The 25,742-nt window shown below is 40.1% G+C and carries 25 protein-coding genes and 1 pseudogene; 21 read left to right on the forward strand and 5 right to left on the reverse strand.

Going from position 1 to position 25,742, the window contains the following annotated elements; all coding sequences use genetic code 11:
* Window positions 1–136 precede the first annotated feature (136 nt).
* The 4 genes from murB to ACQKL5_RS06175 all read left to right on the forward strand — a co-directional run bounded on the left by murB (window position 137) and on the right by ACQKL5_RS06175 (window position 2,855).
* Window positions 137–1,045 (forward strand): UDP-N-acetylmuramate dehydrogenase, encoded by a 909-nt coding sequence (gene murB, locus ACQKL5_RS06160; protein WP_427607240.1) that lies wholly within the window; start codon window positions 137–139, stop codon window positions 1,043–1,045.
* 134 nt (window positions 1,046–1,179) lie between these two features.
* Entirely contained in the window at window positions 1,180–1,458 is a 279-nt protein-coding gene (locus tag ACQKL5_RS06165; RefSeq protein WP_427607242.1) for a hypothetical protein, read from the forward strand.
* 336 nt (window positions 1,459–1,794) lie between these two features.
* A complete protein-coding gene (locus ACQKL5_RS06170; protein ID WP_427607244.1) occupies window positions 1,795–2,022 on the forward strand; it encodes a hypothetical protein in 228 nt (75 codons plus the stop codon).
* A gap of 308 nt (window positions 2,023–2,330) precedes the next feature.
* Window positions 2,331–2,855, forward strand: a complete 525-nt coding sequence (locus ACQKL5_RS06175; RefSeq protein WP_427607245.1) for a type 1 glutamine amidotransferase domain-containing protein — start codon at window positions 2,331–2,333, stop codon at window positions 2,853–2,855.
* 55 nt (window positions 2,856–2,910) lie between these two features.
* On the opposite strand, the gene ACQKL5_RS06180 is transcribed toward ACQKL5_RS06175, so the two are convergent.
* Window positions 2,911–4,077, reverse strand: coding sequence for an ROK family protein (locus tag ACQKL5_RS06180; protein WP_427607247.1), 1,167 nt, complete (start codon window positions 4,075–4,077; stop codon window positions 2,911–2,913).
* 171 nt (window positions 4,078–4,248) lie between these two features.
* On the opposite strand from ACQKL5_RS06180, the gene xylA reads away from it, so the two are divergent.
* The 4 genes from xylA to ACQKL5_RS06200 all read left to right on the forward strand — a co-directional run bounded on the left by xylA (window position 4,249) and on the right by ACQKL5_RS06200 (window position 10,556).
* Window positions 4,249–5,571: a xylose isomerase gene (xylA, locus tag ACQKL5_RS06185; protein WP_427607249.1), complete on the forward strand. Its 1,323-nt coding sequence runs from the start codon at window positions 4,249–4,251 to the stop codon at window positions 5,569–5,571.
* Window positions 5,572–5,743: 172 nt separating this feature from the next.
* On the forward strand, window positions 5,744–7,246 hold the full coding sequence (gene xylB, locus ACQKL5_RS06190) for a xylulokinase (RefSeq protein WP_427607251.1): 1,503 nt from the start codon (window positions 5,744–5,746) through the stop codon (window positions 7,244–7,246).
* A 33-nt stretch (window positions 7,247–7,279) separates the two neighbouring features.
* The gene (locus ACQKL5_RS06195) at window positions 7,280–8,335 is read left to right on the forward strand and encodes an aldose epimerase family protein (RefSeq protein WP_427607253.1); all 1,056 of its coding nucleotides are present in this window, start codon (window positions 7,280–7,282) and stop codon (window positions 8,333–8,335) included.
* A 118-nt stretch (window positions 8,336–8,453) separates the two neighbouring features.
* Window positions 8,454–10,556 carry a YhgE/Pip family protein gene (locus ACQKL5_RS06200; protein WP_427607255.1) on the forward strand — a complete coding sequence of 701 codons (2,103 nt, stop codon included), beginning with the start codon at window positions 8,454–8,456 and terminating at the stop codon, window positions 10,554–10,556.
* Here the strand turns inward: ACQKL5_RS06200 and ACQKL5_RS06205 are convergent.
* Window positions 10,548–10,685, reverse strand: coding sequence for a hypothetical protein (locus ACQKL5_RS06205; RefSeq protein ID WP_427607257.1), 138 nt, complete (start codon window positions 10,683–10,685; stop codon window positions 10,548–10,550). The two genes, ACQKL5_RS06200 and ACQKL5_RS06205, sit on opposite strands and share 9 nt — an antisense overlap.
* 194 nt (window positions 10,686–10,879) lie before the next feature.
* Between ACQKL5_RS06205 and ACQKL5_RS06210 the strand changes: the two genes are divergently transcribed.
* The 3 genes from ACQKL5_RS06210 to ACQKL5_RS06220 are packed head-to-tail and all read left to right on the forward strand — an operon-like array spanning window position 10,880 to window position 13,462.
* The gene (locus ACQKL5_RS06210; RefSeq protein ID WP_427607259.1) at window positions 10,880–11,722 is read left to right on the forward strand and encodes an ABC transporter ATP-binding protein; all 843 of its coding nucleotides are present in this window, start codon (window positions 10,880–10,882) and stop codon (window positions 11,720–11,722) included.
* The gene (locus tag ACQKL5_RS06215) at window positions 11,655–12,413 is read left to right on the forward strand and encodes an ABC transporter permease (protein WP_427607261.1); all 759 of its coding nucleotides are present in this window, start codon (window positions 11,655–11,657) and stop codon (window positions 12,411–12,413) included. Before ACQKL5_RS06210 ends, ACQKL5_RS06215 begins: the two co-directional genes overlap by 68 nt.
* Before the next feature lie 35 nt (window positions 12,414–12,448).
* Window positions 12,449–13,462 (forward strand): aliphatic sulfonate ABC transporter substrate-binding protein, encoded by a 1,014-nt coding sequence (locus tag ACQKL5_RS06220; protein WP_427607262.1) that lies wholly within the window; start codon window positions 12,449–12,451, stop codon window positions 13,460–13,462.
* A gap of 58 nt (window positions 13,463–13,520) precedes the next feature.
* On the opposite strand, the gene ACQKL5_RS06225 is transcribed toward ACQKL5_RS06220, so the two are convergent.
* Complete coding sequence (locus ACQKL5_RS06225) at window positions 13,521–14,459, reverse strand: DHH family phosphoesterase (protein WP_427607264.1); 939 nt, start codon at window positions 14,457–14,459, stop codon at window positions 13,521–13,523.
* A 303-nt stretch (window positions 14,460–14,762) separates the two neighbouring features.
* On the opposite strand from ACQKL5_RS06225, the gene ACQKL5_RS06230 reads away from it, so the two are divergent.
* Window positions 14,763–15,110 (forward strand): hypothetical protein, encoded by a 348-nt coding sequence (locus ACQKL5_RS06230; RefSeq protein ID WP_427607547.1) that lies wholly within the window; start codon window positions 14,763–14,765, stop codon window positions 15,108–15,110.
* A gap of 84 nt (window positions 15,111–15,194) precedes the next feature.
* Here ACQKL5_RS06230 and ACQKL5_RS06235 read toward each other — a convergent pair.
* Window positions 15,195–15,272 (reverse strand): annotated as a pseudogene (locus tag ACQKL5_RS06235) (CotG/ExsB N-terminal domain-containing protein); the annotation flags it as partial.
* Window positions 15,273–15,423: 151 nt separating this feature from the next.
* Here ACQKL5_RS06235 and ACQKL5_RS06240 point away from each other — a divergent pair.
* A complete protein-coding gene (locus tag ACQKL5_RS06240) occupies window positions 15,424–16,515 on the forward strand; it encodes a CotH kinase family protein (protein WP_427607265.1) in 1,092 nt (363 codons plus the stop codon).
* A gap of 137 nt (window positions 16,516–16,652) precedes the next feature.
* A complete protein-coding gene (locus ACQKL5_RS06245) occupies window positions 16,653–17,624 on the forward strand; it encodes a TRM11 family SAM-dependent methyltransferase (RefSeq protein WP_427607266.1) in 972 nt (323 codons plus the stop codon).
* Between the two features lie 158 nt (window positions 17,625–17,782).
* Here ACQKL5_RS06245 and ACQKL5_RS06250 read toward each other — a convergent pair whose 3' ends face one another.
* Window positions 17,783–18,754 (reverse strand): MBL fold metallo-hydrolase, encoded by a 972-nt coding sequence (locus tag ACQKL5_RS06250; RefSeq protein WP_427607267.1) that lies wholly within the window; start codon window positions 18,752–18,754, stop codon window positions 17,783–17,785.
* A 371-nt stretch (window positions 18,755–19,125) separates the two neighbouring features.
* Between ACQKL5_RS06250 and ACQKL5_RS06255 the strand changes: the two genes are divergently transcribed.
* The 7 genes from ACQKL5_RS06255 to ACQKL5_RS06285 all read left to right on the forward strand — a co-directional run bounded on the left by ACQKL5_RS06255 (window position 19,126) and on the right by ACQKL5_RS06285 (window position 25,742).
* Complete coding sequence (locus tag ACQKL5_RS06255) at window positions 19,126–20,061, forward strand: sugar-binding transcriptional regulator (RefSeq protein ID WP_427607268.1); 936 nt, start codon at window positions 19,126–19,128, stop codon at window positions 20,059–20,061.
* A gap of 237 nt (window positions 20,062–20,298) precedes the next feature.
* On the forward strand, window positions 20,299–20,964 hold the full coding sequence (gene deoC, locus ACQKL5_RS06260) for a deoxyribose-phosphate aldolase (RefSeq protein WP_427607269.1): 666 nt from the start codon (window positions 20,299–20,301) through the stop codon (window positions 20,962–20,964).
* A 100-nt stretch (window positions 20,965–21,064) separates the two neighbouring features.
* Entirely contained in the window at window positions 21,065–22,411 is a 1,347-nt protein-coding gene (gene fucP, locus ACQKL5_RS06265) for an L-fucose:H+ symporter permease (protein ID WP_427607270.1), read from the forward strand.
* A 104-nt stretch (window positions 22,412–22,515) separates the two neighbouring features.
* Window positions 22,516–23,166, forward strand: coding sequence for a hypothetical protein (locus tag ACQKL5_RS06270; RefSeq protein WP_427607271.1), 651 nt, complete (start codon window positions 22,516–22,518; stop codon window positions 23,164–23,166).
* 6 nt (window positions 23,167–23,172) lie between these two features.
* Entirely contained in the window at window positions 23,173–23,529 is a 357-nt protein-coding gene (locus tag ACQKL5_RS06275) for a DUF4432 family protein (RefSeq protein WP_427607273.1), read from the forward strand.
* Between the two features lie 13 nt (window positions 23,530–23,542).
* Entirely contained in the window at window positions 23,543–24,463 is a 921-nt protein-coding gene (gene rbsK / locus ACQKL5_RS06280) for a ribokinase (protein ID WP_427607275.1), read from the forward strand.
* Between the two features lie 283 nt (window positions 24,464–24,746).
* Complete coding sequence (locus ACQKL5_RS06285) at window positions 24,747–25,742, forward strand: 2-hydroxyacid dehydrogenase (protein ID WP_427607276.1); 996 nt, start codon at window positions 24,747–24,749, stop codon at window positions 25,740–25,742.

Consider the following 25,742-nt stretch of genomic DNA (forward strand, 5'->3'; position numbering starts at 1 on the left):
GGCAAAACTAAAACTTAATCATTGTTTTCCCTACATACCAAGAATATAATTAAACATCTAACATATTAGTTTTACAAAGAGGAACTGAAGCATTCGGTTCTTTTTTTCTAAAAAATTTAAATGGGAGTTTATATAAATGAGTACACAAACGTTTTCAGACCTTCAGAAGATTGTACATCCAAGTAATGTGAAAATAAATGAACCGCTACATAACTATACGTTTACTAAAACAGGCGGTAGGGCGGACTACTTCGTCACACCTAAAAGTTATCAAGAGGTCCAAGCCATTTATGCCTATGCAGACAACCATCATATACCGCTAACAATCGTAGGTAACGGTTCGAATATGATTATTAAAGATGGAGGCATCCGGGGTATTGTAATGACCCTTATTCATCTAGCAAGTATGCATACAAACGGTGAGCAACTGACCGTTCAAAGTGGAGCAGCTATTATTCAAGCTTCCCGATATGCCTTAGAAAATCATCTTACAGGGTTGGAATTTGCTTGTGGGATACCTGGATCGGTTGGTGGAGCTCTCTATATGAATGCAGGAGCATACGGTGGAGAAATAGCTGATGTTCTCAAAGATGCTCTCGTTATTACGCATACGGGAGAATTAAAGACCTTACATAAGGATGAGCTAGAATTGGGTTATCGATCTAGCCGCTTCTCAAAAGAAAAATTACTCGTCCTAGAAGCTACTTTCTTATTACAGAAAGGTGAATATGAAGACATCAAAAGTAAAATGGATGAACTAACCTTCCAGAGGGAATCTAAACAACCACTTGAGTTCCCGTCTTGCGGAAGTGTCTTCAAACGGCCGCCTGGTCATTTTGCCGGTAAACTAATTCAAGATAGCGGGTTACAAGGTAAGCAAATTGGAGGAGCTCAGGTTTCCACTAAACACGCTGGATTCATTGTGAATGTAGGATCCGCTACAGCGACCGATTACTTGGAACTCATACAATACGTTCAAAATACCGTTAAACGCAAATTTGATGTAGAACTTGAAACCGAAGTGAAAATAATCGGAGAAGATTAATCCTTTAAAAAGACTTTCGCTTAATATAATAAAGTGGAAGTCTTTTTTTGTTCTAGAGAGTAACCGAATTAATCAATCAATCTTCGGGTCCATTGAGTTCATGAAAGGTACATCTATGCAAAAGGGGTCTTATTATGGAATTACGAACGGAAACATATAAACGAAAGCAACCTCCGCAATTATTGTTCTTTTTAGGAATTTATTTTTCTTTACCAAACGAATTACTTTCTAGCCCATTTAAGAACATATGGCTTACAATAAGCGTATCCTTGGGCGTGGTTACTCTTATGTTTACTTTTTTAGAAATGATTGATCGAGTAAAGGGCTGGTATTATACCAAATGGCTATTTTTTATCCTGGTTTTTATCATAGGTGTAAGTATACATATCTTTTATAGAATAAATGGAGAATAAATAAGAAGGCAATTGTGTTTAGCTTTACATATGCCATAGGAGGGGTTTTGGCTTCATTATCTTATTTTCTGCATTTGTTCAAACCCTTACAGGTCGTCAGAACGGTGGAAGCATTGTAGAAACAATGTTTCCACCGTTTTTTATTTTGCCTAAAAGTGGTCTTGTTTATTAAAGGCTACCTTGATTTTTCCGCTTTAGTTGTGACCATGCGATGACAAACCAAAAAAATCAAAACAAAAAATAATAAGGATAAGCCTATGGGTAACAGAATGATTAAGAATTTAATACTCTGATATTAGAAAGAAGAATAAATCAAATAAGAAGGGTGGAATCCTCATGGTTGAAAAAGAAAATCGAGCTAACAAGCGGGAACATTGGAAAAAGCAAATTAAGAATAATTTGAGAAAGGAAAGTGTCAAAAATATCATAGCAAGAACAGCAGATCTAGCAAAGTTAGATGCTAACGTCAACAATACTTACACTGTACACATCAAAGATGGAAAGATGGTGAAGCAACCTACAAATGGGAAAAGTGTGGTCATTAATGGAAAAATCCAAAATTAGCTGAGAAAAAAAGTAGGCATTTAGAAATAAGATATGTTGAACAAACAAAAGAATAGGGTAATCATCATCAAAAGGAAAATATCTAATATAAGGCTCGGTTCCTAATTTTATGGGGCCGGGTTTTGTTATAGGATCTAACAATTTTCATATGGAAAACATGTTAAGGAAGCCGTGAGGATGGATACATCGGAACATATGTCGATTATGTATACATACGTAGATAAATGATTTAAAAGTGTACAAGATAGTAGAAAAGGGAAGGATTCAATATAGGTAACAAATGAACTTATAAAGGAGGAGAGGGAATTATGCGCTTAAAGGGAAAGAAAATCATCAGCCTTGTGCATCATGATTTCGAGGATTTGGAGCTTTGGTATCCCATCTTACGTTTAAGAGAAGAAGGGGCTATTGTCCAGCTTGCCGGTGAAAAGGCAAAAGAAACGTATGTTGGAAAGTATGGTGTACCTGCTGATTCGGATGTTGATTATGGCAGCGTTAAAGCTGATGACTATGATGCCATCCTTGTTCCAGGAGGGTGGGCACCTGATAAGATCCGTCGGTTCCCTGAGGTGATTTCGCTGATTCGAAGGATGGAAGAAAGCAAGAAGCCCATCGGCCAAATTTGTCATGCAGGCTGGGTCTTGATTTCAGCAGGGATATTGAAAGGTAAGAATGTGACCAGTACACCCGGCATTAAAGATGATATGGAGAACGCTGGAGCGATTTGGCTGGATGAGCCTGTTGTGGTGGACGGCAACCTGGTATCGAGCAGACGTCCTCCTGATCTTCCCGATTATTTAAGAGAATTGATTCGCGTGATTGAACAAGAATGAAACAAAAAAGTGGTTTTTCCTAGTGGAGAAATCACTTTTTTTTGTTTCATATAACTTATTGATATTTTTGGTTCAAATTGGTTTTTAGGAAATTTTCAATCACATGAGCAGAAACCCCTAATGAAGGGGAATAGGAAGACAAAACGGAAAAGCTGATATGTAATTCATCTTGATTGAACTTGAGTGCATGATTTTCGACAACCTTGACAATGGGTTCCCTCAGCCATTCCTTTGCCATGGCCAGACGATTTCCAATGATAATCTGTTGTGGGTTAAACGTATTGGAAATATTACTGATGCCAATTCCGAGATAATGTCCAATTTCTTTGAAAAGCTCACTGATTTCTTCATTATGACTTGCCTGTTCAATTAATGATTCGAGCGTGATCCCTTCTGGATGGATGATTTCAGATGCCCGATCAACCAATGCTTTTTCGGATGCGTATAATTCCCAGCAACCCTTGCTTCCGCACTTGCAGGGCTTTCCATGGACGTCAATGATCATGTGGCCCATTTCTCCGGAAAAACCATTCGCTCCGCGGTACAGTTCGTTTTTCAGGATGATGCCTACCCCGATGCCCATACCTGCGCTTACGTAAACGAGATGTTCATGGTCTTTGCCGGCCCCGAATTTCTTCTCTCCATAGGCCCCCGCATTAGCTTCATTCTCTACTATCACAGGTAGACCAAACTCTTCTTCCATGTCTTTCTTTAGATTAACATTCTTCCAACCTAAATTCGGGGCAAGAAGAATTTCCCCATTGTTGTCAACGATTCCAGGAATGCCAATACCGATTCCGACCACTCCGTAATGGCTTTCGGGGGCAGCTTTTATTAAAGAATGAATCATTTCTTTCATGCGCTCAAAAGTTTCTTGGTAGTTTGCGTTATTCGTATTTCTACTAATTTCACTTACAATGTCACCATTGAGATCAGTAAGGATACCTAATATATAATTTACTCCCAAATCAATCCCAATTGAGTAACCGGCTTTCTCTTGAAACAATAAGATTACTGGGCGTCTTCCACCGCTGGACACTCCAGGACCTGACTCAATACAAAGGTTAGCTTCCAACAGTTCATTGACGAGTGAAGATACAGTCCCTTTCGTAAGTCCGAGATGCTGCGAAATGTCCGCCCGAGATATCGGTGCACGTTCCAGGATAGTTTCTAAAATGGCCTGCTTGTTATTCACTTTCATTAGTTGTTGATTCCAGGTCATCTTTCTACCCCCTAATAATAATAATGAATTTTTGGTAAGTTTTATTATAACAAAAAAAATGGAAAAAACTTAGTATATCCATTAGACAAACTAAGTTGTTGCTGGTATGATTATTTTTATAAGTAATGAAAGCGATTTCAAATTTATTTTATCTGAGGAGGAAATACTGATATGAGTTATTTCGAAACTATTAATCAAGTAAAATACGAAGGTTCAGAATCTTCAAACCCTTTTGCCTTTAAATATTATAATCCTAAAGAAATGATTAACGGAAAGACAATGGAAGAGTTTTTGCGTTTTGCTGTTTCATACTGGCATACATTCACTGCAGATGGTACAGATCCATTTGGACAACCAACAATGCTTCGCCCATATAATAAATTTACGGGAATGGACCTTGCCAAGGCACGTGTGGAAGCTTCCTTTGAATTTTTCGATAAAATGAATGTCCCATTCTTCTGTTTCCATGATGTCGATGTCGCCCCTGAAGGAGACACATTGAGGGAGACAAATAAGAACATGGATGAAATTGTGGCCATGATCAAGGAATACTTGAAGACTAGCAAGACTAAATTACTTTGGAATACGGCGAATATGTTCTCTAATCCCCGCTGGGTTCACGGTGCAGCCACTTCACCGAATGCGGATGTATTTGCCTATGCGGCAGCGAAAGTGAAAAAGGGATTGGAAGTAGGAAAGGAATTAGGTTCGGAAAACTATGTATTCTGGGGCGGACGTGAAGGCTACGATACGCTGCTTAACACGAATATGAAGTTAGAATTGGATAATTTGGCCCGTTTCTTCCATATGGCCTTGGATTACTCCAAAGAGATTGGTTTTGATGCGCAGTTCTTGATTGAGCCAAAACCAAAGGAACCGACAAAGCACCAATATGACTTTGATGTTGCGACGGGTCTTGCCTTTTTACAGACGTATGGCTTGAAGGATCATTTCAAATTCAATATCGAAGCGAACCATGCAATACTGGCAGGACATACATTCGAACATGAATTGCATGTTGCCCGTACTCACGGCATGCTTGGTTCCGTCGATGCGAACCAAGGGGATTCGCTACTTGGATGGGATACGGATGAATTCCCGACCGACCTGTATTCTACGACTTTGGCGATGTATGAAATCCTGAAAAATGATGGACTTGGAACGGGCGGCCTGAATTTCGATGCGAAAGTAAGACGTGGTTCCTTCGAGTATGAAGACTTATTCCACGCCCATATTGCCGGGATGGATAGCTTTGCGATTGGTACTAAGGTAGCGAAAAAGTTACTTGAAGACAAAGTGTTGGAAGATTTCATTGCTGACCGTTACAGCAGCTATACCGCTGGAATCGGCTTGGAGATTGTTGAAGGAAAAACAGATTTTCATAAGTTGGAAGACTATGCACTTGGTCTTGGTGAAATCCAAAATAAATCGGGCAGACAAGAATACTTAAAAGCCATATTGAACAAATACATTCTTAAGGCAATTGCCGAATAAAAGGTGAATGAAGAGTTCATACCGGAAATGAAAAGAAAGACGATGGTTGGAGGATGGAAAATATCTGAAATGAAATCGGCTTGATTATATAGAAGTAAACATTTCATTTATGTGCTGAATCCATATAGGATTTCCAGCACATTTTTCTAAAATGGATGAAGGATGGTGGAGCATGAAATATGTCATCGGTGTGGATTTGGGGACGAGTGCGGTCAAGGTTCTTTTGATGAACAAAGAAGGGGAGGTATGTAAGGAGATTTCGAAGTCTTATCCTCTTATCCAGTTACGGTCTGGGTTCAGTGAACAAAACCCTATGGAATGGGTGGTCAAGACGACAGAAGCGCTTAGAGAGTTAGTGGAGAAATTTGACGGGGATGTAGCGGACATCGAAGGAATTAGTTTTTCCGGACAAATGCACGGTCTTGTCTTATTGGACCAAAAGGGGGATGTCCTTCGAAATGCGATTCTTTGGAATGATACAAGAACGACGGAACAATGCCATCGAATCTATGAAAGTGTCGGGGAAGAAAGGCTCCTGGAAATTACAAAGAATCAGGCGCTTGAAGGATTCACGCTTCCGAAATTGCTTTGGGTTAAGCAGTATGAACCGGAAATCTATCATCAGGCAGCTGTCTTCTTGCTGCCAAAAGACTATGTCCGCTATGTTATGACAGGAAAGATTCATAGTGAATACTCGGATGCTGCCGGAACGCTTCTTTTGGATGTAGCAGAAAAACGGTGGAGCGGTGAAATGTGTGCACTTGTCGGTGTAGACGAAATGCTTTGTCCTCCTTTGGTGGAATCAAGTGAGTGTGTCGGTGAAATCACGGCAGATTTTTCAGGCCAAACAGGTTTGGCGAAAACGACCAAAGTATTCGCTGGAGGAGCTGACAATGCCTGCGGTGCAATTGGTTCGGGAATTCTTTCCGAAGGTAAAACGCTTTGCAGCATCGGTACTTCCGGTGTGGTCCTTTCCTATGAAGAAAAAGGTGATCGTGATTTTGAAGGAAAAGTGCATTACTTTAATCATGGAGAGGAAAATGCTTTTTACACAATGGGTGTAACTCTGTCTGCAGGTCATAGCTTAAGCTGGTTTAAGGAGACTTTTGCCAACGGGGAAGAGTTTGATACGGTTCTGGAGGGTCTTAATAACGTTCCAATCGGCTCAAAAGGCCTCTTGTTCACTCCATATCTTTTGGGTGAGAGAACACCTTATGCAGATGCCGTCATTCGCGGAAGCTTTATCGGCATGGATTCTTCTCACAAACGAATTGATTTTGCCAGGTCCGTGCTTGAAGGCATTACTTTTTCATTGAATGAATCCATCGACATTTTCCGGAAAAGCGGAAAGGTGATCGATACGGTCATTTCCATCGGTGGAGGGGCGAGGAACGAAGCTTGGCTTCAGATGCAGGCTGATGTTTTCAATGCGACGATAGATAAATTATCAAGCGAGCAAGGGCCGGCAGTGGGTGCTGCAATGCTTGCCGCTTATGGAAGCGGCTGGTATGGTTCCTTACAGGCATGTGCGGAGGTCTTCACTTCGGTGGATAAAACCTATGAGCCAATAGCCGCTAATGTTGAAAAATATGCCCGGTTATTTGACGTATACAAAAAGGTGTATGGACAAACAAAGGAACTGAACGAAGAGCTGAAAATTTTCCGAGATAATTAGAAAAATGAACTGTTTGTGAAAGGGGGGACGAAAATGGAAGTAATCGAGGATGTCTTTGGGGAAATCGATGGAAAGATGGTCAAGTCCTATACTGTCAAGAATGGGGCGGGGATGGAATTTACATGTATTGAGTATGGTTGTATCATTACAAAAATCATTGTCCCCGATAAAGATGGAGTGAAGGAAAACGTTGTGTTAGGCTTTGATACGATTGAGGAATATAAGGACCATTCCCAGTACTTTGGCGCCGTGATAGGGCGCACAAGTGGCAGGATTAAAAATGCCGCATTCACTCTGGACGGAAAGGCATATACATTAGCCAAAAATGAAGGTGGGAATTCTCTTCATGGTGGGATTGATGGCTTTCACAACCTAGTATGGGACTCTAGTTATGAAAGTAACTCGAGTGGAGCCCGTATCACTTTCACCTATAAAAGTCCGGATGGCGAAGAGGGATTTCCAGGTGAACTCGACATGCAAGTTATATATACGATCAATGATGCGAATGAGCTTATTATTTCGTATCGGGGTATGTCCGATAAGAAGACAGTAGTCAATGTAACCAATCATTCCTATTTCAATTTAAGCGGTAACTTAAAAAGAACGGTTCTTTCACATGAGTTACGGGTGAAAAGCGATCGATTCCTAGAACTTGATTCTTCTTTTATTCCAACTGGAAAGACGATTCCTGTAGAAAATACCGTTTTTGATTTCAGGAAAAGTCAGGAAGTTGGGCATGGTATAGATTCCAATGATCCACAAATCGAACTGGTTGGTGGAGGCTACGACCATCCTTTCCTTTTAACAACCAACAACCAAAATGAGATTTGTTTACGGGATCCGGAAAGCGGCAGGATGCTTCAAGTGGAAACGGATGAACCATGTGTTGTGGTTTATTCCGGCAATTCACTTGAAACTGATTTTCAGATAAGGGGAGTACAATCACAAAAGCATTTAGGCATATGTTTGGAAACACAGGCGCCACCAAACATGATAAATACTCCCGGATTCCCCTCTGCCATATTGAAAGCAAATGAAGTATATTCTACGAGGACGAAGTATACGTTTGCTTTAATAGAAGAGAAGTAAAAAGTAGCTGTCATTTGATAGCTATTTTTTTATGATCTGTAACGATGGATATGTTTACTAGTATCGAAAGACCTTCATTCCCTCATACTATGGGAAAATTAGTGTGCGGAGGTCTGCCTTGTTAAAGATTTGGGGAATTTTCATAGATGACGTAAAAAGTATTTATAAAAATTTATTTGTATGCATCATTGTTATCTTTCTGATATTGATTCCCTCCATTTATGCTTGGTTTAATATCCTTGCTTCCTGGGATCCTTATGCGAATACGGGAGGGATCCTTGTTGGTGTTTCCAATAAGGATAAAGGAGCGGAGTTGAACGGTCATTCGCTTAATATTGGTGAAGAAGTGATTCGAGGGTTGAAGGGAAATTCAGACTTAGGCTGGCAATTCACGACAGAGGATGAGGCGATTTCAAAAGTAAATAAGGGTGATTATTACGCTTCAATCATTATTCCGGAAAACTTTTCAGAACGCATTGCGACAATCATGACAGAGGATCCCACTAAGGCCGAAATGGATTATTATGTAAACGAAAAAATCAATAGCATCGCTCCGAAAATGACGGCTGCAGGGGCCAATAGCATCGTGGACAATGTAAGCAAAAGCTTCGTCAAAACGGCTAGTGGAAGTATACTCTCTGTCTTTAACGAACTGGGGATCACATTACAGAATGAGCTGCCGACGATACAGAAAATGAAGAATATGGTGTATTTTTTAGAAGGACAGCTACCAGAACTTGAACAAAGTATGAATACGGTTCAAAATCACATGACACATGCTGAGGATATCATATTAAAGGTTCATGAAGGGTTGAAAGAGGTTGGAAATATTACAACGCAGAAAGATCAATTGGTATCCGATGTTTCCATTTATCTTGATTCCGTCCATCAGGCGTTCGATGCCCTCAATCCGCGTTTGGAAGAGGACCTTACTTTAGTGAAGAGTGATAATGACTCACTTATAGGAATAGCTGACCGCTTGAAAAACCAGGAGCTATCAAACAATGAGGTGAATCAACTACTTGACCAAGGGAGAAGTAGGGCCGAAAAAGAAATATACGTATTAGAGAGTATGCAAAATCTATTGGAAAGGGTCAATCAATTCAATGATCAGGATTTATTGCAGCCCGAAATAAAATCTCTAAAAGAGTTGCGTGAAAATACGTCAAAACAATTACAGGCATTGAATGCTCAATCCTTTGATTCACTTACTGATTATGGTGAAAGTAACAGTAGCATATTGACCGAATTGCAAAGGGATTATTCCAATGATACAGGAGTGAAATTGGGCAAATTAGCTGATGAAACCTATGCACTTTTAGATAAAGTACAAGTAACCCTACAGGAAGGGGGACAAGCCCTACCAGAAGTTAACGCATTATTAGAAGATAGCAATCAAACTGTATTGACCCGATTTGAAGATATCAGCAACTTACAAGATAAGTTTCCAGATGTGGAATATAAAATTCGAACTCTTGCTAATAAAATGAGAGAGATAGACAAGAGTTATAATATGCAGGATGTCATTCGTTTTTTACGAAATGATATGGAGAAAGAAAGCGACTTTTTTTCAGAACCGGTGCTTCTCAAGCAACATTCTCTTTTTCCAATACCCAACTATGGATCGGCCATGTCGCCCTTTTTCACAGCACTTTCTCTTTGGGTAGGGGGTACCGTATTAATTTCCATACTAAGTGTGGATGTTTCCCAGAAAGTCCATAGCCCTTATAAAATTTATATAGGCCGATACCTGATTTTCTTGATTATTGGATGTATGCAGGCATTAATCGTTTCCATAGGCAATATACTACTGCTAGATGTGTATGTTGCGGATAAGTTGGAATATATTTTGTTTTCGGTCTTGATTAGTACAGTATTCACGCTTGTGGTATACACGTTTGTCTCCGTTCTTGGAAATGTGGGAAAAGGAATAAGTGTAATCTTGATGGTTCTGCAGATTTCAAGTTCCGGTGGGACCTTCCCCGTTCAAGTGACTCCCCCATTTTTTCAACATATCAATCCTTTCTTGCCATTTACGTATGCCGTTAGTTTACTTCGTGAAGCGGTCGGAGGAATCACCTGGTCCACTGCCACAAAGGATATTGTGATTTTGTTCCTCTTTATTGTGATTACCCTCTTTCTTGGTGTGATCCTGAAGAAGCCATTTCATCGTAGGACGCAAAAAATGAAAGACAAATTATATGGAAGCAGACTATTTTAAATCAAGCTTATCACCTAAAGAAAGAAAAGGTTTATCGAGTTCAGAAACCTTTTCTTTCTTTATTTGTTGAAAAAATGATATTGAAATATTTTTATGCTCTCTTTTTTCATGTTCAGGTTGGTTTTTCATTGTTGGTCAAAAGAAAGTTCAGGTTTTTACTATATACGTAATATTGTAGTATATATCCAGTTATAGTCCCATGTCAGCAAATTACAAATAAGTTAGAATTATTGCATTTTTATTGTTGACAAAAACGATTGGATTAATCATTATTAAGGAATAATGTTACATCATTCAGTGATTTAAAAAGTGGGGTGTCTTCAGTGTATTTAACAGTAGACGGAATTGAAAAAAGCTTCATGAATGAAAAGAAAGAAAGAATAAAAGTACTTGATAACATAAATATAGAGGTCGAAAAGGGAAGCTTTGTTTCAATCGTGGGACCTTCAGGTTGTGGTAAATCGACACTCCTCTATTTAATAGCCGGACTTGATAAAGCGGATACAGGTGAAATCCGGGTGGCAGGAAAAAAAGTGTCGAAGCCGGGACCTGAACGGGTAGTCGTGTTTCAAGAAGCAGGATTATTCCCCTGGTTGACGGTACTTGAAAATGTTACGTACGGATTGAAATTGAAGAAGATGCCTAAAGAAGAGGCAAAAGCTAAGGCATTGGATATTTTAAAAATGGTTCATCTTAGCCGCTATGTAGATTCCTATCCACATCAGCTTTCAGGAGGAATGAAGCAGCGGGTTGCCATCGCAAGAGCACTTGTCATGGAACCGGATATATTATTGATGGATGAGCCATTTTCGGCACTTGATGAGCAAACGAGAATGGTTTTACATAAGGAATTGCTCGATATCTGGAGAAAAACAAAAGTGACGATCTTTTTTGTTACACATAATATCCGGGAAGCGGTTCAGCTTTCTGAGAAAATCATTGTCTTTGCAACCCGTCCTGGAAAAATCAAAGAAACCATTTCCGTTCCTTCTATGAAAGATGGGGTAATGCCGGACAGTGTAACGTTGAATACCGAACAAAGGGTGTTATCAATTTTACAGGAGGAAATTGAAAAAGTGCTGAAGGAGGAAATGGGGAATGATTACAGCTTTAAGACGAATCATATTCATCGCGATGATAGCGGGGATATGGGAAGTCACATCTAGACTTTCCAGCCTTCCTGATTTCATGTTTCCAAGTCTCACGCAAGTGCTTGAAACATTAATTAATGGAATAATGAGTGGACAAATCATTGACGCCATCGGTAAAAGCATGGGGCGTATCTTGATTGGATTCATCATCGCTATCATTATCGGTCTAATTTTAGGATATTTCATTTGGCGTTATAAGCTTGTTGAAGATACGCTTGGTTTTGTTGTAACAGCCTTGCAGTCAATACCAAGTATCGTGTGGTTTCCGTTAGCGATCATTTGGTTTGGACTGAATGATTTTTCCATTCTCTTCATCGTTACGATTGGTGCGACCTGGACGATGACAGTTAATGCAACAAGCGGGTTCAAGAACGTTCCCCAGTTGTATCAGAGGGTGGCTAAAACTTACGGTTCGACCGGGTTTCATTTCTTACGGACCGTGATCCTGCCTGCATCCGTTCCACAAATCATATCCGGTCTACGTATTGCTTGGGCATTCTCTTGGCGCGCATTAATGGCAGGTGAATTACTAGGCGGAGGTGGAGGGCTCGGACAGCTGCTGGAAATGGGAAGATCGCTCGGTCAAATGGACCTTGTCATTTCCGTCATGATTATCATTGCAATCATTGGGACCATTGTAGATAACGTTGTTTTCTCCCGTTTGGAGCGTAACGTTCAGGTTAAGTGGGGAGTAAACCAACGATAGGTTAATAAAATAATAGTTTAAGAGGAGAGAGACAGATGCTGAAAAAATCATTATTTGCCCTTATTATGTCCGTATTTTTCATTGGAATAGTAAGTGGATGTTCAGAATCTTCAGGTAAAGAAGAGGGGAAAGATTCAGGAAAGCAAACCGTGAAAATCGGTTATTTTCCAAATTTGACTCACAGTGCAACAATCATCGCCCTTGAAAAGGGGTACTTTGAAGAAGAATTTGGTAAGGATGTTAAGATTGAAACGAAAACTGTAGCCAATGGTGGGCTATTCATGGAAGCTATGGCTACAAAAGCCATCGATGTCGGTACAACAGGACCTGGTCCGTTACTTAACTTTTATGTGAAAAATAAGGAATACCATTTGATCTCAGGAGCTGTTAATGGTGGTGCCGTTCTTGTTTCGGCAGGAAGCAGCAAAATTTCGGATTTAAAAGATCTAGATGGTAAGAAAGTGGCCATACCTGTCATCGGAAGCACGCAGGACGTGATGCTTAGAAAAGCACTGAAAGAAGTTGGCCTTAAGCCGACTACTAATGGTGGTACAGTAGAATTATTCGCGTCAGCGCCTGCTGACACTGCAGCTCTTTTTGTCCAAAAACAAGTGGACGCCGCTGCTACCCAGGAACCTTGGGGATATGTCTTGGAAAACCAAGCAAAAGGGAAGCTGTTACTTAATTGGGATGATTTCGCTTGGGGTAAAGATTCACCAAACACCGTCGTGGCTGCGAGTCAGAAGTTCTTGGATAAAAAAGGGTTTTCCGCTTCTTATTTAAAAGCTCACAAAAAAGCGGTTGATTTCATTCAGAACAATCCGGAAGAAAGCCAAGAAATCGTCATTAAACACCTTAAGGATTTGACAGGTAAAGAATTAAGCAAGGAAGAGGTGGCCGCTGCCTTTTCGCGCTTGGAAGTGACAACGAATATTAATGAAGAAGTCATTCAGGAAATGGCAGATATAAGCAAAGAAGCTGGTTACATTCCTAGCGCTGATATTAAAGGGTTGATCGATTTATCTACGCTTGAAGAAGTAACGAAATAAAGAAATAACGCCCGGGCCATTTGGCTCGGGCATTATTTTTGTAATTCATAGAAGTAACCTATGGACAAACTTGGTCCAGGTGTTGAATGACCTCATCCACTTCCTCCCAAGAGCCGATGGTCGCCCCTGAAGCAAAGGGATGTCCTCCCCCATTGAACTTGCGTGCAACTGAATCAATCGGAATATTTCTCGAACGGATCCTGACCCGGATTTCCTTAGGATATTCAATGAAGAACACCCAAATCTTGACTCCTCTTAATGTGGCAAGGGTGTTAACCAAGTTCGCAGCCTCTATTCGATCAATCCCATACTTATTTAACATATCCTCAGTCATGACAAAGTAGGCTACTCCTTTGTCGGTTCTTAAATAGCTCATCAGTATATCATTTTGAAGCAAGGAAGAATGTTTGGTTTTCATATTCAAGAGGTTGTGAATTCTTTCGGGCTGAAAATTATACGAACGTAAAATCGCGGCGGTTTTTAAAGTCCCAGGAGAGATGGTGCCTTTCTGAAAATTACCGGTATCACCAATGATGCCGGTATAAAATGATCTTGCCGCGTCCTTGTTCAGTTTGAGGTCATCGGGATAATCCAAGCACAGGTCAACGAGCATTTCACTGGCTGAGCTATAAGAGGAATCTACCCACGAAAGAACACCGAAGGATTCATAGTCGGGATGGTGGTCGATCTTTATCAACTTCTTCCCCAGTTTATATCGAGAATCACTAATACGTGAAAGATTAGCGGTATCGCACACAATCACTAATGCCTCTCTATAAGCATCATCGGGGATTATATCCATCCTACTAATAAACTGTAGCCGATTTACTTCTTCTCCTACTGCATAAACGAATTTAGTTGGAAGGGAATGCTTTATCACATGTTGAAGTCCGCTTTGTGACCCCAAGGCGTCCGGATCTGGATTAACATGACGATGAATGATGATCGTTGAATATTGCTTGATAGCTTCAACTATTTCTTTTGTTATATCTGCCATTACAAATCCCCCCTTTGCGATTAATGGACTTGTCGTTTATCTTTAAATTTTATAGACAGAAATAAAAAGAAGCAAGAAATCTAAATCTTTATAAATAAACTTATCGATATCGGTAGGTTGAATTTAATCGTTGCAAGATAGCGAACTACCTTGTTGCATGTCCACATATGTATAGATAACAAGATATGAAAAAGAGGTGATAAATACACAATCACCTCTCAAAAAGGTCAATTAGAGACCAATGACCTGGAATTGCACTTGTTTATATTGCCTAGATGATCAGAAGTTCCATTTCCAGTTCTTATGGAAATCAAACCCAGCTTTTCCTTGGAATCTATGGCGATTACATGTGGAGCGACGTTTCCGGCTAGTGCGACGACGAGAACCACAAGTAGAGCGGTTCCGGCTAGTACGGCGTTGAGTGCCGCAAGTAGAGCGGTTCCGGCTAGTGCGACGTTGAGTGCCACAAGTAGAACGATTTCGGCTAGTGCGACGTTGAGTGCCACAAGTAGAACGATTTCGGCTAGTGCGACGTTGAGTGCCACAAGTAGAGCGGTTCCGGCTAGTGCGACGTTGAGTGCTGCAAGTAGAGCGGTTCCGGCTAGTGCGACGTTGAGTGCTGCAAGTAGAACGTTTTCTACTATCTCTTGAAGATTGGCGGGTACAACGTTTTTTATTATTTTTTTTGTTTTTCTTATTCTTTTTCCGAGATGAACGGTTTTTTGACCGTGGGTCTTGGAATAGAAATTCATTTAATCCAAATGAATTTGCCCTCTCCACCGCTTTTTGAATGTCTTTAATCATGTTTGACATACATTCATTCCCCCTTTTCACTAGCTAAAGTATGCTGCTTGTACGTAAAGTGCTTATGGTAAACACACAGCCTTCCGAATAAATGGTCTCTTTAGTGACATTTTTGGCTTTATTTCATAAATTAAAATGAAAATGAAAGGGAAGGGTTTTTATGAATACAGATAAGAAACTACCTATATATCATCTTTTTATTCCTCCTGTAAATTTAATCGAGCTCCGTAGAGACATTTGGAGTAATGATCCGGTAACCGCAAAATTATCGATTGAAAAGAAAAAATTGGATATTGATATCGTTTATCGTGGCTCACATATCCGAGGTTTCCGGAAAAAGTCATATAACGTAGCCTTTTATAAACCGAGTACGTATCGAAAGGCAAAAGAAGTTCATCTAAATGCTGAATATAAGGATAAGTCTTTACTGAGAAATAAATTATCTTTAGATTTTTTTGCAGATATAGGAACCTTATCGCCGAGGTCCCAATTCATTTTCCTCAATCTAAATGGTAAGGATGAGGGGATTTATTTAGAACTGGAATCGGTGGATGAACATTTTTTGAGGAATAGTAATTTGCCTGATGGATCCATATTTTATGCAGTCGATGGTGATGCAAACTTTTCATTGATGAGTGATTTGGATAAAGGAGTCAAGAAATCTCTTGAAATAGGATACGAAAGAAAATGCGGAACAGATCTTGATGACAAGTACTTACACGACTTAATCATAAATATCAATACGATACCAAGAGTGGACTTCGAAAAAGAAATCGTAAAATACGTGAATGTAGAAAAGTACCTCCGCTGGCTGGCAGGCGTCGTATTCACACAAAATTATGATGGGTTTGTCCATAATTATGCTTTATACCGTAATGGGGAATCGGGGCTGTTTGAAATCATTCCTTGGGATTACGATGCGACATGGGGAAGAGATGTCAATGGAAAAGTGATGGAAGAAGACTATGTTGGAATCAAAGGCTTCAATACATTGACTGCAAGAATCCTTGATATAACGACATTCCGTAAACGCTACCAAAGCCTTTTAAAAGAGATTATGAACAATCAATTTAACGTCAGGTATATGGAACCAATCGTTCAGGAAATGCATAGCCTCATTAAGCCGTATATTCCAAAAGATCGATATGTAAGGGAGAATATTGAAGTATTTGAGAACGAACCTGAATATATCTTGAAATATATAGAAGCCCGGGCAAAATTCATTCATAGTCAATTGTATAAGTTAGAATGAATGGTCAGTTAGCCCATTCGTTGTGAAAGCAAGTTAAAATAGCAGGAATACTGAAATCTCAGTATTCCTGCTATTTTTTTCAGTTGCATTTCTATCCACTTACGGCTATGTTTGATAGAAAGATATAATCTGAAGTAATGAAGGATGGGAATAGTTTGAACAAAGAAAGCTGCATACCGGCTTATATTTATACTTTTACGTGTACCCCGGACGAACGTTCATTATGTGATATGGAAACGCGCTCGCTCTTTGGTTATGAGACTGAAATGAATATTTTAAAAAGTAACCTTAAAATCGATCCGAGCAGGAGTCCTTTTATAAAAGGACGGGTCGATATCATGTTCGAAGGGGACAGCATTACTGAAATCGTTGAACAGGTTAAACAACTTCCAATCACCGATTCAACATTTAAAGTGCTATTTATTAAGATAAATGATTTGAGTATAGAAGACAAAATCGATTATGATGGACAACGGGCAATCGAGAGGGAAATTGGTTGGCATATTAAGAGTAAGGCAGATGTGCGCAATCCGGATCAAATTTATGGCATTGTCCCATTCGAAGGACGTTGGTTCTTTGGGGAATTCGTCAAACCGGAACCTGTTTGGTTGCATCATTTGAAGAAGCCCCGTGAGTATTCAACCGCTCTTAGTACCCGGGTCGCAAGAGCGATTGCTAACATTGCCGTACCACATCCAGAGGGAGTAAAAGCCATTGATCCATGTTGCGGAATCGGGACGGTATTGGTAGAGGCATTATCCATGGGAATCGATATTGTTGGCCGTGACATTAACCCTCTAGTCACAGATGGATCGAGGGAAAATATTGCCTATTTCGGATTAGAAGGTGATGTAACGACAGGCCCGATTTCAGAGGTTACGGAACATTTTGATGTAGCCATCATAGATATGCCGTATAATCTATATACGCATGCAACACCGGAAGATCAACTTTCAATCCTTAAACATGCTCGGAGCTTTGCAGATAAAGTAGTTGTAGTAACCATCGACACGATGGATGATATGATTCATGAAGCGGGCTTTGAAATTGTGGATCGTTGTCTAGCGAAAAAAGGTGTATTTTCTAGGCAAATTGTTGTATGTGTCTAAGGGGTAATTGAATGTTGGACAAAGATATGGCGCTTAACGGGTGGTATTTTAACCTTTGCCATTTATATCAAGAAAAACGACCGGAAGCCCTTTGCTTCTCGGTCATTTTTGTTTTGTTCTAACGTACTATCCTGCCATGGTCGAGGCCGACTGCTGAATCATCTAGCCGTAAAATGGACCACATTATTCCGATAATGTTTGTTGATTTTCCCTTTGTAGTCTAAGTAATCTAAATGACCGATAATCTCCGACATGACAAGCGGGAACTCTTTATTATACTTGCCTTTATAAAAGGTCATGGCAAGTTCGTTACCTGTTGTTATCCCGGATTCTATTAAAGCAAAGATTTTTTGTGATTTCGTTTCAATGCTGTGGAGCCTTTTTTCTATTAATGGTCCAGGTTGATAGATGATGTTACCATGACCAGGGTATACGGTATTAGCGCGTAATGCTAGACATCGGTTTAAAGAATCGATGTGGTCTACTAGGGTGCGGATTCTGTTGCCATTCTCGTCTGGCTCGACCAAGGCATTACTGGAGATGTGTTCAATCAATAAGTCCCCAGCAAGGAGCAGACCCTGCTTTTTATCAAGAAAGGCGACCTGGTCTGGCGCATGACCGGGAAAATGAATCACATCAAAATTCACCAACTGGTTTTTCGTTATCTCCTTGATGTCACAATTGATTTTTTGATCTTTATTATTATCCACTGCATTGAATAAATAGGCCACCTGCTTATCTCCAAGCTCCCCACAGCCCATTTGAACGTAAAGCTGTTTATAGAACTCGATCCTCATGTTCAGAAAATCCGGGTCTCGCTTCAAACGTGGAATGGATTTAGAATGAGCATACACTGGAATCGGATGGAGCGCAGTGATGCGGTTAACGAGCCCGACATGATCCCCGTGATGGTGGGTCAGGAGGATTTCTGTCAGATTTGTAAGGGTAAGCTCATGTTCCTTCAATGTTCTTTGTAAAGCATCCCAGCAAACATCATCATTCATGCCAGCATCGACCAATGTAAGGGACTTTTCCTGTTTCACTAAATAAAAGTTTATACTTTTCAATGCGCGTTCACTTGGAGCTATAATTGGATAAATTTCAAGTGTTGTCTGTTTTTTCATGAACATCCCCTATCCTCCTGAAATGAATGAAAGAATGTGAAGGTAGCTGTTAAGTTTGTAAATGGTTAAATCACCTTTAAAGAATCAATATCTTCACATATTTTTTCTTATACCTTTAGCTTACTATTTGTCCTAATTAAAGTAAATTCTGAAAAGTGGGACATTTATCATTTGATAGCTCTTTTCCTTTGTTATGAAGTCGATAAGGATTTCTAAATTTACCTTTTTTATACTTTTACATTAATTAACCTTCTCGCCATGCAAATTATAGTATATGGTTAAATATAGTTCTATGATCGTTTTACTATGTATAGGGAGAATGGTCAAAAATGTTGATAGTCTTTCATGAACGATAGAAGAAGAGAGGGCATGAATGTATGGATCAAGACAAACAAAGGCTCAGTATAGCGGCTGCAAGACTTTACTATGAATCGGATTATAGTCAACAAGAGATATGCACCCGGCTTGGTGTTTCGCGACCGACGGTATCAAGATTATTGCAATATGCGAAAGACCAGGGTTATGTCAGAATTCAAATTAAGGATCCGTTAGAAGATGTGGATGAACTATCGAGGCGAATAAAAGAGCGGTATGGGTTGAAACATGTAAGCGTTTCATATTCTCCGCTTAATGAGTATGATGAGATAACTAAGCATATTGGACGGACTGCGGCCGAGTTTTTACACAAGATTGTTAAAGACGGGGATATTATAGGTATCACATGGGGGACCACGATGTTATCTATAGCATCACAGCTTAATAACAAGCGAGTGAAAGGTGTTGAAGTAGTTCAGCTTAAAGGAGGCGTCAGTCATTCATATAGTCTCACCTATGCAGATGAAATTGCCAATCTATTCGCTGAAGCTTATTATACGGTCACCCGGTATTTACCTTTACCTGTTATTTTTGACAAGCCAGAACTTAAGCAGATGGTCGAGAAGGATCAGCATATAGAACAGATTATTGATATGGGGAGAAAAGCGAATATTGCGTTATTTACAGTCGGTACGGTAAAGGATGATGCTTTACTCTTCAAACTGGGTTATTTAGATGAACGAGAAAAAGCTGAACTCCAACGTACAGCAGTCGGTGATATATGTTCCCGTTTTTTTGACGAAGAGGGAAACATCTGTAATGAAGTCATTAATAGCCGCACAGTGGGCATCGATTTGGAAGAATTGCAAAAGAAAGAAAGAAGTATTTTAGTTGCCGGGGGTGAAGGCAAGATCAAAGCCATCCAGGCTGCTTTGATAGGTAAATATGCTAATACCTTAATTACCGATCAATTCACGGCGAAAGCTTTAATAGAGTAATGAAAAGGATAATGGCTGGCGCGGCTACTATGCGCTGTCCTTATCTTTTTTTTATGTCTATAACCATTCGTTATCCAAAGGGTTTGAAAAAATAATTGAACAAAATTTCAAATTAAAATTTACATATGTTCCAGTTCATGGTACTATTTGGTTGTGAAAGCGCTTTTCTTATTGAAAAATTAAAAGAATATGAAAAATTTGATAGTTAAAAAATAATAGAATGAGGGGCCATTAAAAATGAATAAAGCTAAATTAATTGATCACACTTTACTGAAACCGGAAGCAACAGAAAAGGAAATTGTTAGATTAGCAGAAGAAGCAAAGGAATATGGTTTTGCATCTGTCTGTGTGAATCCGCAATGGGTATCACTTGCAGCGAAAGAATTAAAAGGAAGTGAAGTAAAGGTATGTACGGTTATTGGCTTTCCTTTAGGGGCGTCCACTACAGCCGTTAAAGTTTTTGAAACGCAAGACGCGATTTCAAACGGAGCGGAAGAAGTAGATATGGTAATCAATATAGGGCTATTGAAATCTGGAAACGACGAAGCTGTTGAAGCTGATATGAAAGCGGTTGCTAAGGCTGCCCATGGTAAAGCTCTTCTAAAAGTAATCATTGAAACATGCTTGTTAACAGAAGAAGAAAAGGTTCGTGCTTGTCAATTGGCTGTAAATGCGGGTGCTGATTTCGTTAAAACATCAACCGGATTTTCAACGGGTGGAGCCACTGTCGAAGACGTTACATTAATGAGAAAAGTGGTTGGACCGAACTTAGGTGTAAAGGCTTCTGGGGGAATCCGAGATAAAAAAGACTTAGAAAATATGGAGCTGGCTGGCGCTACCCGTATTGGTGCAAGTTCCGGAGTGAAGATCATGCAAGGGGAAGTAGTGAACGGAGGCTATTAATCTAGGCTATCCAATCTTTATCATCGTTAGGGAACTGATGCATTTGAACACAACGAGAAAATATCAGTAGGGGTTCTTACTTGAATAAGGAGATTAAAATATGGCAAAAACAAAAATAATTCAAATGTCGGATGGATACCTTAATCGGACTCCTATTCTACAATTCATCCTGTTGTCCACACTCTTTTCCATGTGGGCCGTAGCGGCTAGTTTGAATGATATATTGATTACTCAATTCAAAAGTGTGTTCGAATTAAGCGATTTCGCCAGCGCTTTAGTGCAGAGTGCTTTTTACGGAGGCTATTTCTTGGTAGCCATTCCAGCATCGATGGTCATTAAGAAGACGAATTATAAGATTGCCATCATAACTGGGCTATGCTTCTATATCGTTGGGTGTTCTCTATTCTTCCCAGCGTCACACTTGGCGACCTATACGATGTTCTTGTTTGCACTTTTTGCTATAGCGATCGGTTTGGGTTTCCTTGAAACAGCAGCCAACACCTATAGTTCCATGATAGGTCCGAAGCAATATTCTACACTCCGTTTGAATATTAGCCAAACCTTTTATCCGGTAGGATCCATTTTGGGGATTTTACTCGGGAAATATCTGGTTTTCCAGGAAGGTGAAAGCCTTCATGTTCAAATGTCTAAAATGTCTCCTGCCGATGCACAGGCGTTTGGAATTGAGATGTTGCAGCATACATTAGAGCCATATAAATATATGATTTTCATATTGGTCGGAGTGCTGGTGCTCTTCCTTGTCACTAAATTTCCAACATGCAAACCGGAAGAAAGCATAAAAGATTCCACTAAACGGTCTCCTAACGGTTTAAAGGCCTTGAAGTACTTGGCTGGAAATAAAAGATTTCGAAATGGGATCATCGCACAGTTCTTATATGTAGGGATGCAAACAACGGTTTGGGCTTTCACGATTAGGTTGGCCTTACATTTAAATCCCAATATTAATGAAAGAACAGCTTCGAACTTTATGATTTATAGTTTTATAGGATTCTTTATTGGAAAGTTCATTGCAAACTTCTTGTTAGCTCGATTCTCATCATCAAAGATCTTGGTTGTCTATTCTGTAATCGGTTCAGTTTTGTTGGCTTACGTAGCACTCGTACCGAATATGACTGCTGTATATGCCGCCATTATTGTTAGTATGCTCTTTGGACCATGCTGGGCGACGATTTTTGCTGAAACGCTTGCGGTTGTTGATAAGAAATATACAGAAACAGCTGGTGCCATCTTGGTTATGTCCATTGTGGGTGGAGCGGTCATACCAGCTCTTCAAGGGTTGGTGTCCGATAGCGTAGGCTCCATGCAATATGCCTTCGTTGTTTCGATGTTATGCTTTGTATATATAGGGGTTCACTTTTTCAAAGAAATGAAAAGGAATGCCAAAATGAAGAAAGTTTCGGAACAAACAGGTGAAAATATTGCTTAAATGAGTACATACCTACGTATAAAATGAGGCAGGGAACGCAAGGGGCAACAGGGTTTCCTAAGGGAGACCCTGTTAGCTGTTGTTCGAAGGGGAGGAAGAATAGTATGATAGGAACGATTGAACTACAAAGAGGGTTCTTCAAAGAAAACCCTACAGTATTTTATAGAAATGCTGAGTTTACTGTTACTTTGTTTCGTTATCCATCTGGAGTGGAAGCGATAGAACTAAGAAACTCCCGTGGGAAGATGGTGGTTCTGCCTTATTTAGGACAAATCGTGTGGGATTTAGTCTTTGACGGAATTGATCTTAAGATGAAAAATATGTTCTCTCAACCGAAACAAGTAAATGAAATTGTTGATACATATGGATGTTTTGCTTTTCATTCCGGTTTGCTAAGCAATGGTTGTCCAGGACCTAATGACAATCATCTCTTACATGGTGAGATGGCATGTGCCAATATGGATCGTGCCTGGATAGAGATTACAGAAAATGCTGTGAAAATTGGTGGGTCAACTGAATATGTAAAAGGGTTCGGACACCATTACATCGCTAAACCTATTGTAGAGATGTATAGGGGAGAAGCTCACATCGAAATGGGCATGTATGTGAAAAACTTATCGGGAGCAGAAATGCCTTTACAATACATGTGTCATACCAACTATGCTTATTTGAAAAATGCTGTGATGAAGCAAAACATTCCCGATGGCGCGTTCGAGTTACGTGAATCTATTCCCGATCATGTTCATCCTACATAAAAATGGTTGGAGTACAATGAAGAGATCCTTGCAGGTAAAAAACCGATATCAGTTTTAGACCGTCCGGATATGTATGACCCGGAAATTGTATTCTTCATGGATGGATTGAAGGATCATCAAAAAGAAGCAAGCTTTGAAATGACTTCACCAAACGGAACTACATTTTTCACCAAGTTCTCTACGGATGAATTTAATTATGCTACTCGGTGGTTACTGTTTAATGAAGACCAACAGGTTGGAGCATTTGTGTTGCCTGCTACCTGCAGGCCTGAAGGATTCATGGCTGCTGAAAAAACAGGCAGTTTAATCATGTTGAATTCAGGTGAGGAAAGATCATTTACAGTCCTAACGGGCAAGAAATAAGGAGGAATTAGAAATGGATATAGCAGTTATCGGATCCAATATGGTGGATTTAATTTCATACATTGATCAAATGCCAAAGGAAGGGGAAACCCTCGAGGCACCAAGTTTTGAAATCGGATGTGGAGGAAAAGGTGCCAATCAGGCCGTGGCCGCAGCTAAAATGGGCTCTAAGGTCATGATGCTCACTAAGGTCGGAGACGATCTTTTTGCAGATAATACAATCAGTAATTTGGAACGTTATGGAATCGATACGGAATTCACAAGCAAGGTTCCGGGAACATCAAGCGGTGTCGCACCCATTTTTGTCGATCCTCAATCAAGGAACCGGATATTGATCATCAAAGGAGCAAATGAATATCTTCTACCAGAGGATATTGACAAAGCGGCTGATAAGCTTAAGAAATGCTCTTTAATCATTCTTCAATTGGAAATTCCTTTACCGACTATATATCGGGCCATAGACTTTGGTAAAGAAAATCAAATACCTGTTGTATTGAACCCTGCTCCTGCTTCAAAAGAGCTAGACTTTGAATATGTTTGCAAGTGTGATTTCTTCATACCTAATGAAACCGAATTGGAAATTCTAACTCAGATGCCAGTAGAAACGGATCAACAAGTTCATGAGGCAGCTTTATCTCTTATCGAACAAGGGGTGAAAAACGTTATCGTGACAATGGGAAGCCGTGGGGTAATGTGGGTGACTGAAGAACACGTGGAACGAATCAATGCGTACAAAGTAGATGCCATTGATACTACAGGAGCGGGAGATTCATTCATTGGGTGCTTCGCCCACTTCTTTGTCAAAAATGGAGACGTTCTTCATGCCATCAAGATGGCTACTGGTTTCTCTGCTTTAAGCGTGACAAAACGTGGTACCCAAACCTCTTATCCGGATAAAGACCAGCTACAAGATTTCTTAGCGTTGCAAGTTTGAATGTACTCGGATAGAAAGTAAAATATAGAAAGGGTTGCTTCCGCTTTTGTCGGAACAGCCCTTTTTACGTTTACAGTCAAAATAGATGTCAGGAAACGGGCTGTTCCAGGTTAAGAGAAAGTGAATGGTTTCGTCTACTAGATGAATAGAATTGCACTTCTGTTAAATTTTTCTCTTTAGTGAGATGATTAATAATAGAAGGATATTGGCGTTCCATATCGAAATGGTTATTTGTAGAAGTAAAAAGTACATAACTATCAATCTGTAAGTAGGGGGGCTATTTATGAAGCCTAAAGTGTATATAACGAGAAAATTGCCAGAACAAATCGTGAATGACCTAAGACAAAAGCTTGATATATCGATGTGGGAGGATGAAGCGATTCCGGTCCCGAGAGAGGTACTGGAAAAAGAAATAGAAGAGGTGGATGGTCTCTTTTGTATGTTGACGGAACAAATAGATGAATCTCTGATAGAGAAGGCAACCAACTTGAAAATCATTGCGAATATGGCAGTGGGCTATAACAATATTGATTTACAAAGTGCTACAGATAAAGGAATCATGGTCACAAATACGCCGGGGGTACTGACGGAAACGACAGCAGACTTAACATTTGGCTTGCTGCTTGCAACGGCTAGAAGGCTGATAGAGGCAACGGACTATCTCAAAAACGGTCAATGGAAATCATGGTCCCCCATGCAGTTGACAGGACAGGATGTACACGATGCAACGTTGGGAATCATCGGATTAGGTAGGATCGGAAAAGCATTGGCAAAAAGGGCAAAAGGATTTGATATGAATCTTCTTTACTATAATCGGAGCCGTAAATATGATGAGGAAAAAGAGTTAGGAATCGAATTTGTTTCACTCGAAGAGCTTCTTAAGAAGTCGGATTTTGTCTGTGTCATGGTGCCACTTACCTCCCAAACTAGCTACATGATCGGTGCAGAGCAATTAGCTTTAATGAAAGAAACGTCCGTACTCATTAATACGGCAAGGGGTGACATCGTGGATGAACACGCACTGTATCAGGCTTTAGTAAACCATGAAATTTGGGCAGCCGGGTTGGATGTGTTCGAGGATGAACCTGTTCCACTAGATCACCCTCTTTTGACCCTGCCCAATGTTGTGACTCTACCTCATATCGGGAGTGCAAGCATTGCAACAAGGATGAAAATGGCTTCTCTTGCTGCGGATAATTTGCTGGCCGGCCTAACGGGAGACACTCCTGGCAATCTAGTGAATCCAGAGATTTTGACCATGTTGAAAGGGAACGGGTAA

Source organism: Peribacillus sp. NPDC097675 (genome assembly GCF_050277655.1).
Classification (GTDB): Bacteria; Bacillota; Bacilli; order Bacillales; family DSM-1321; genus Peribacillus.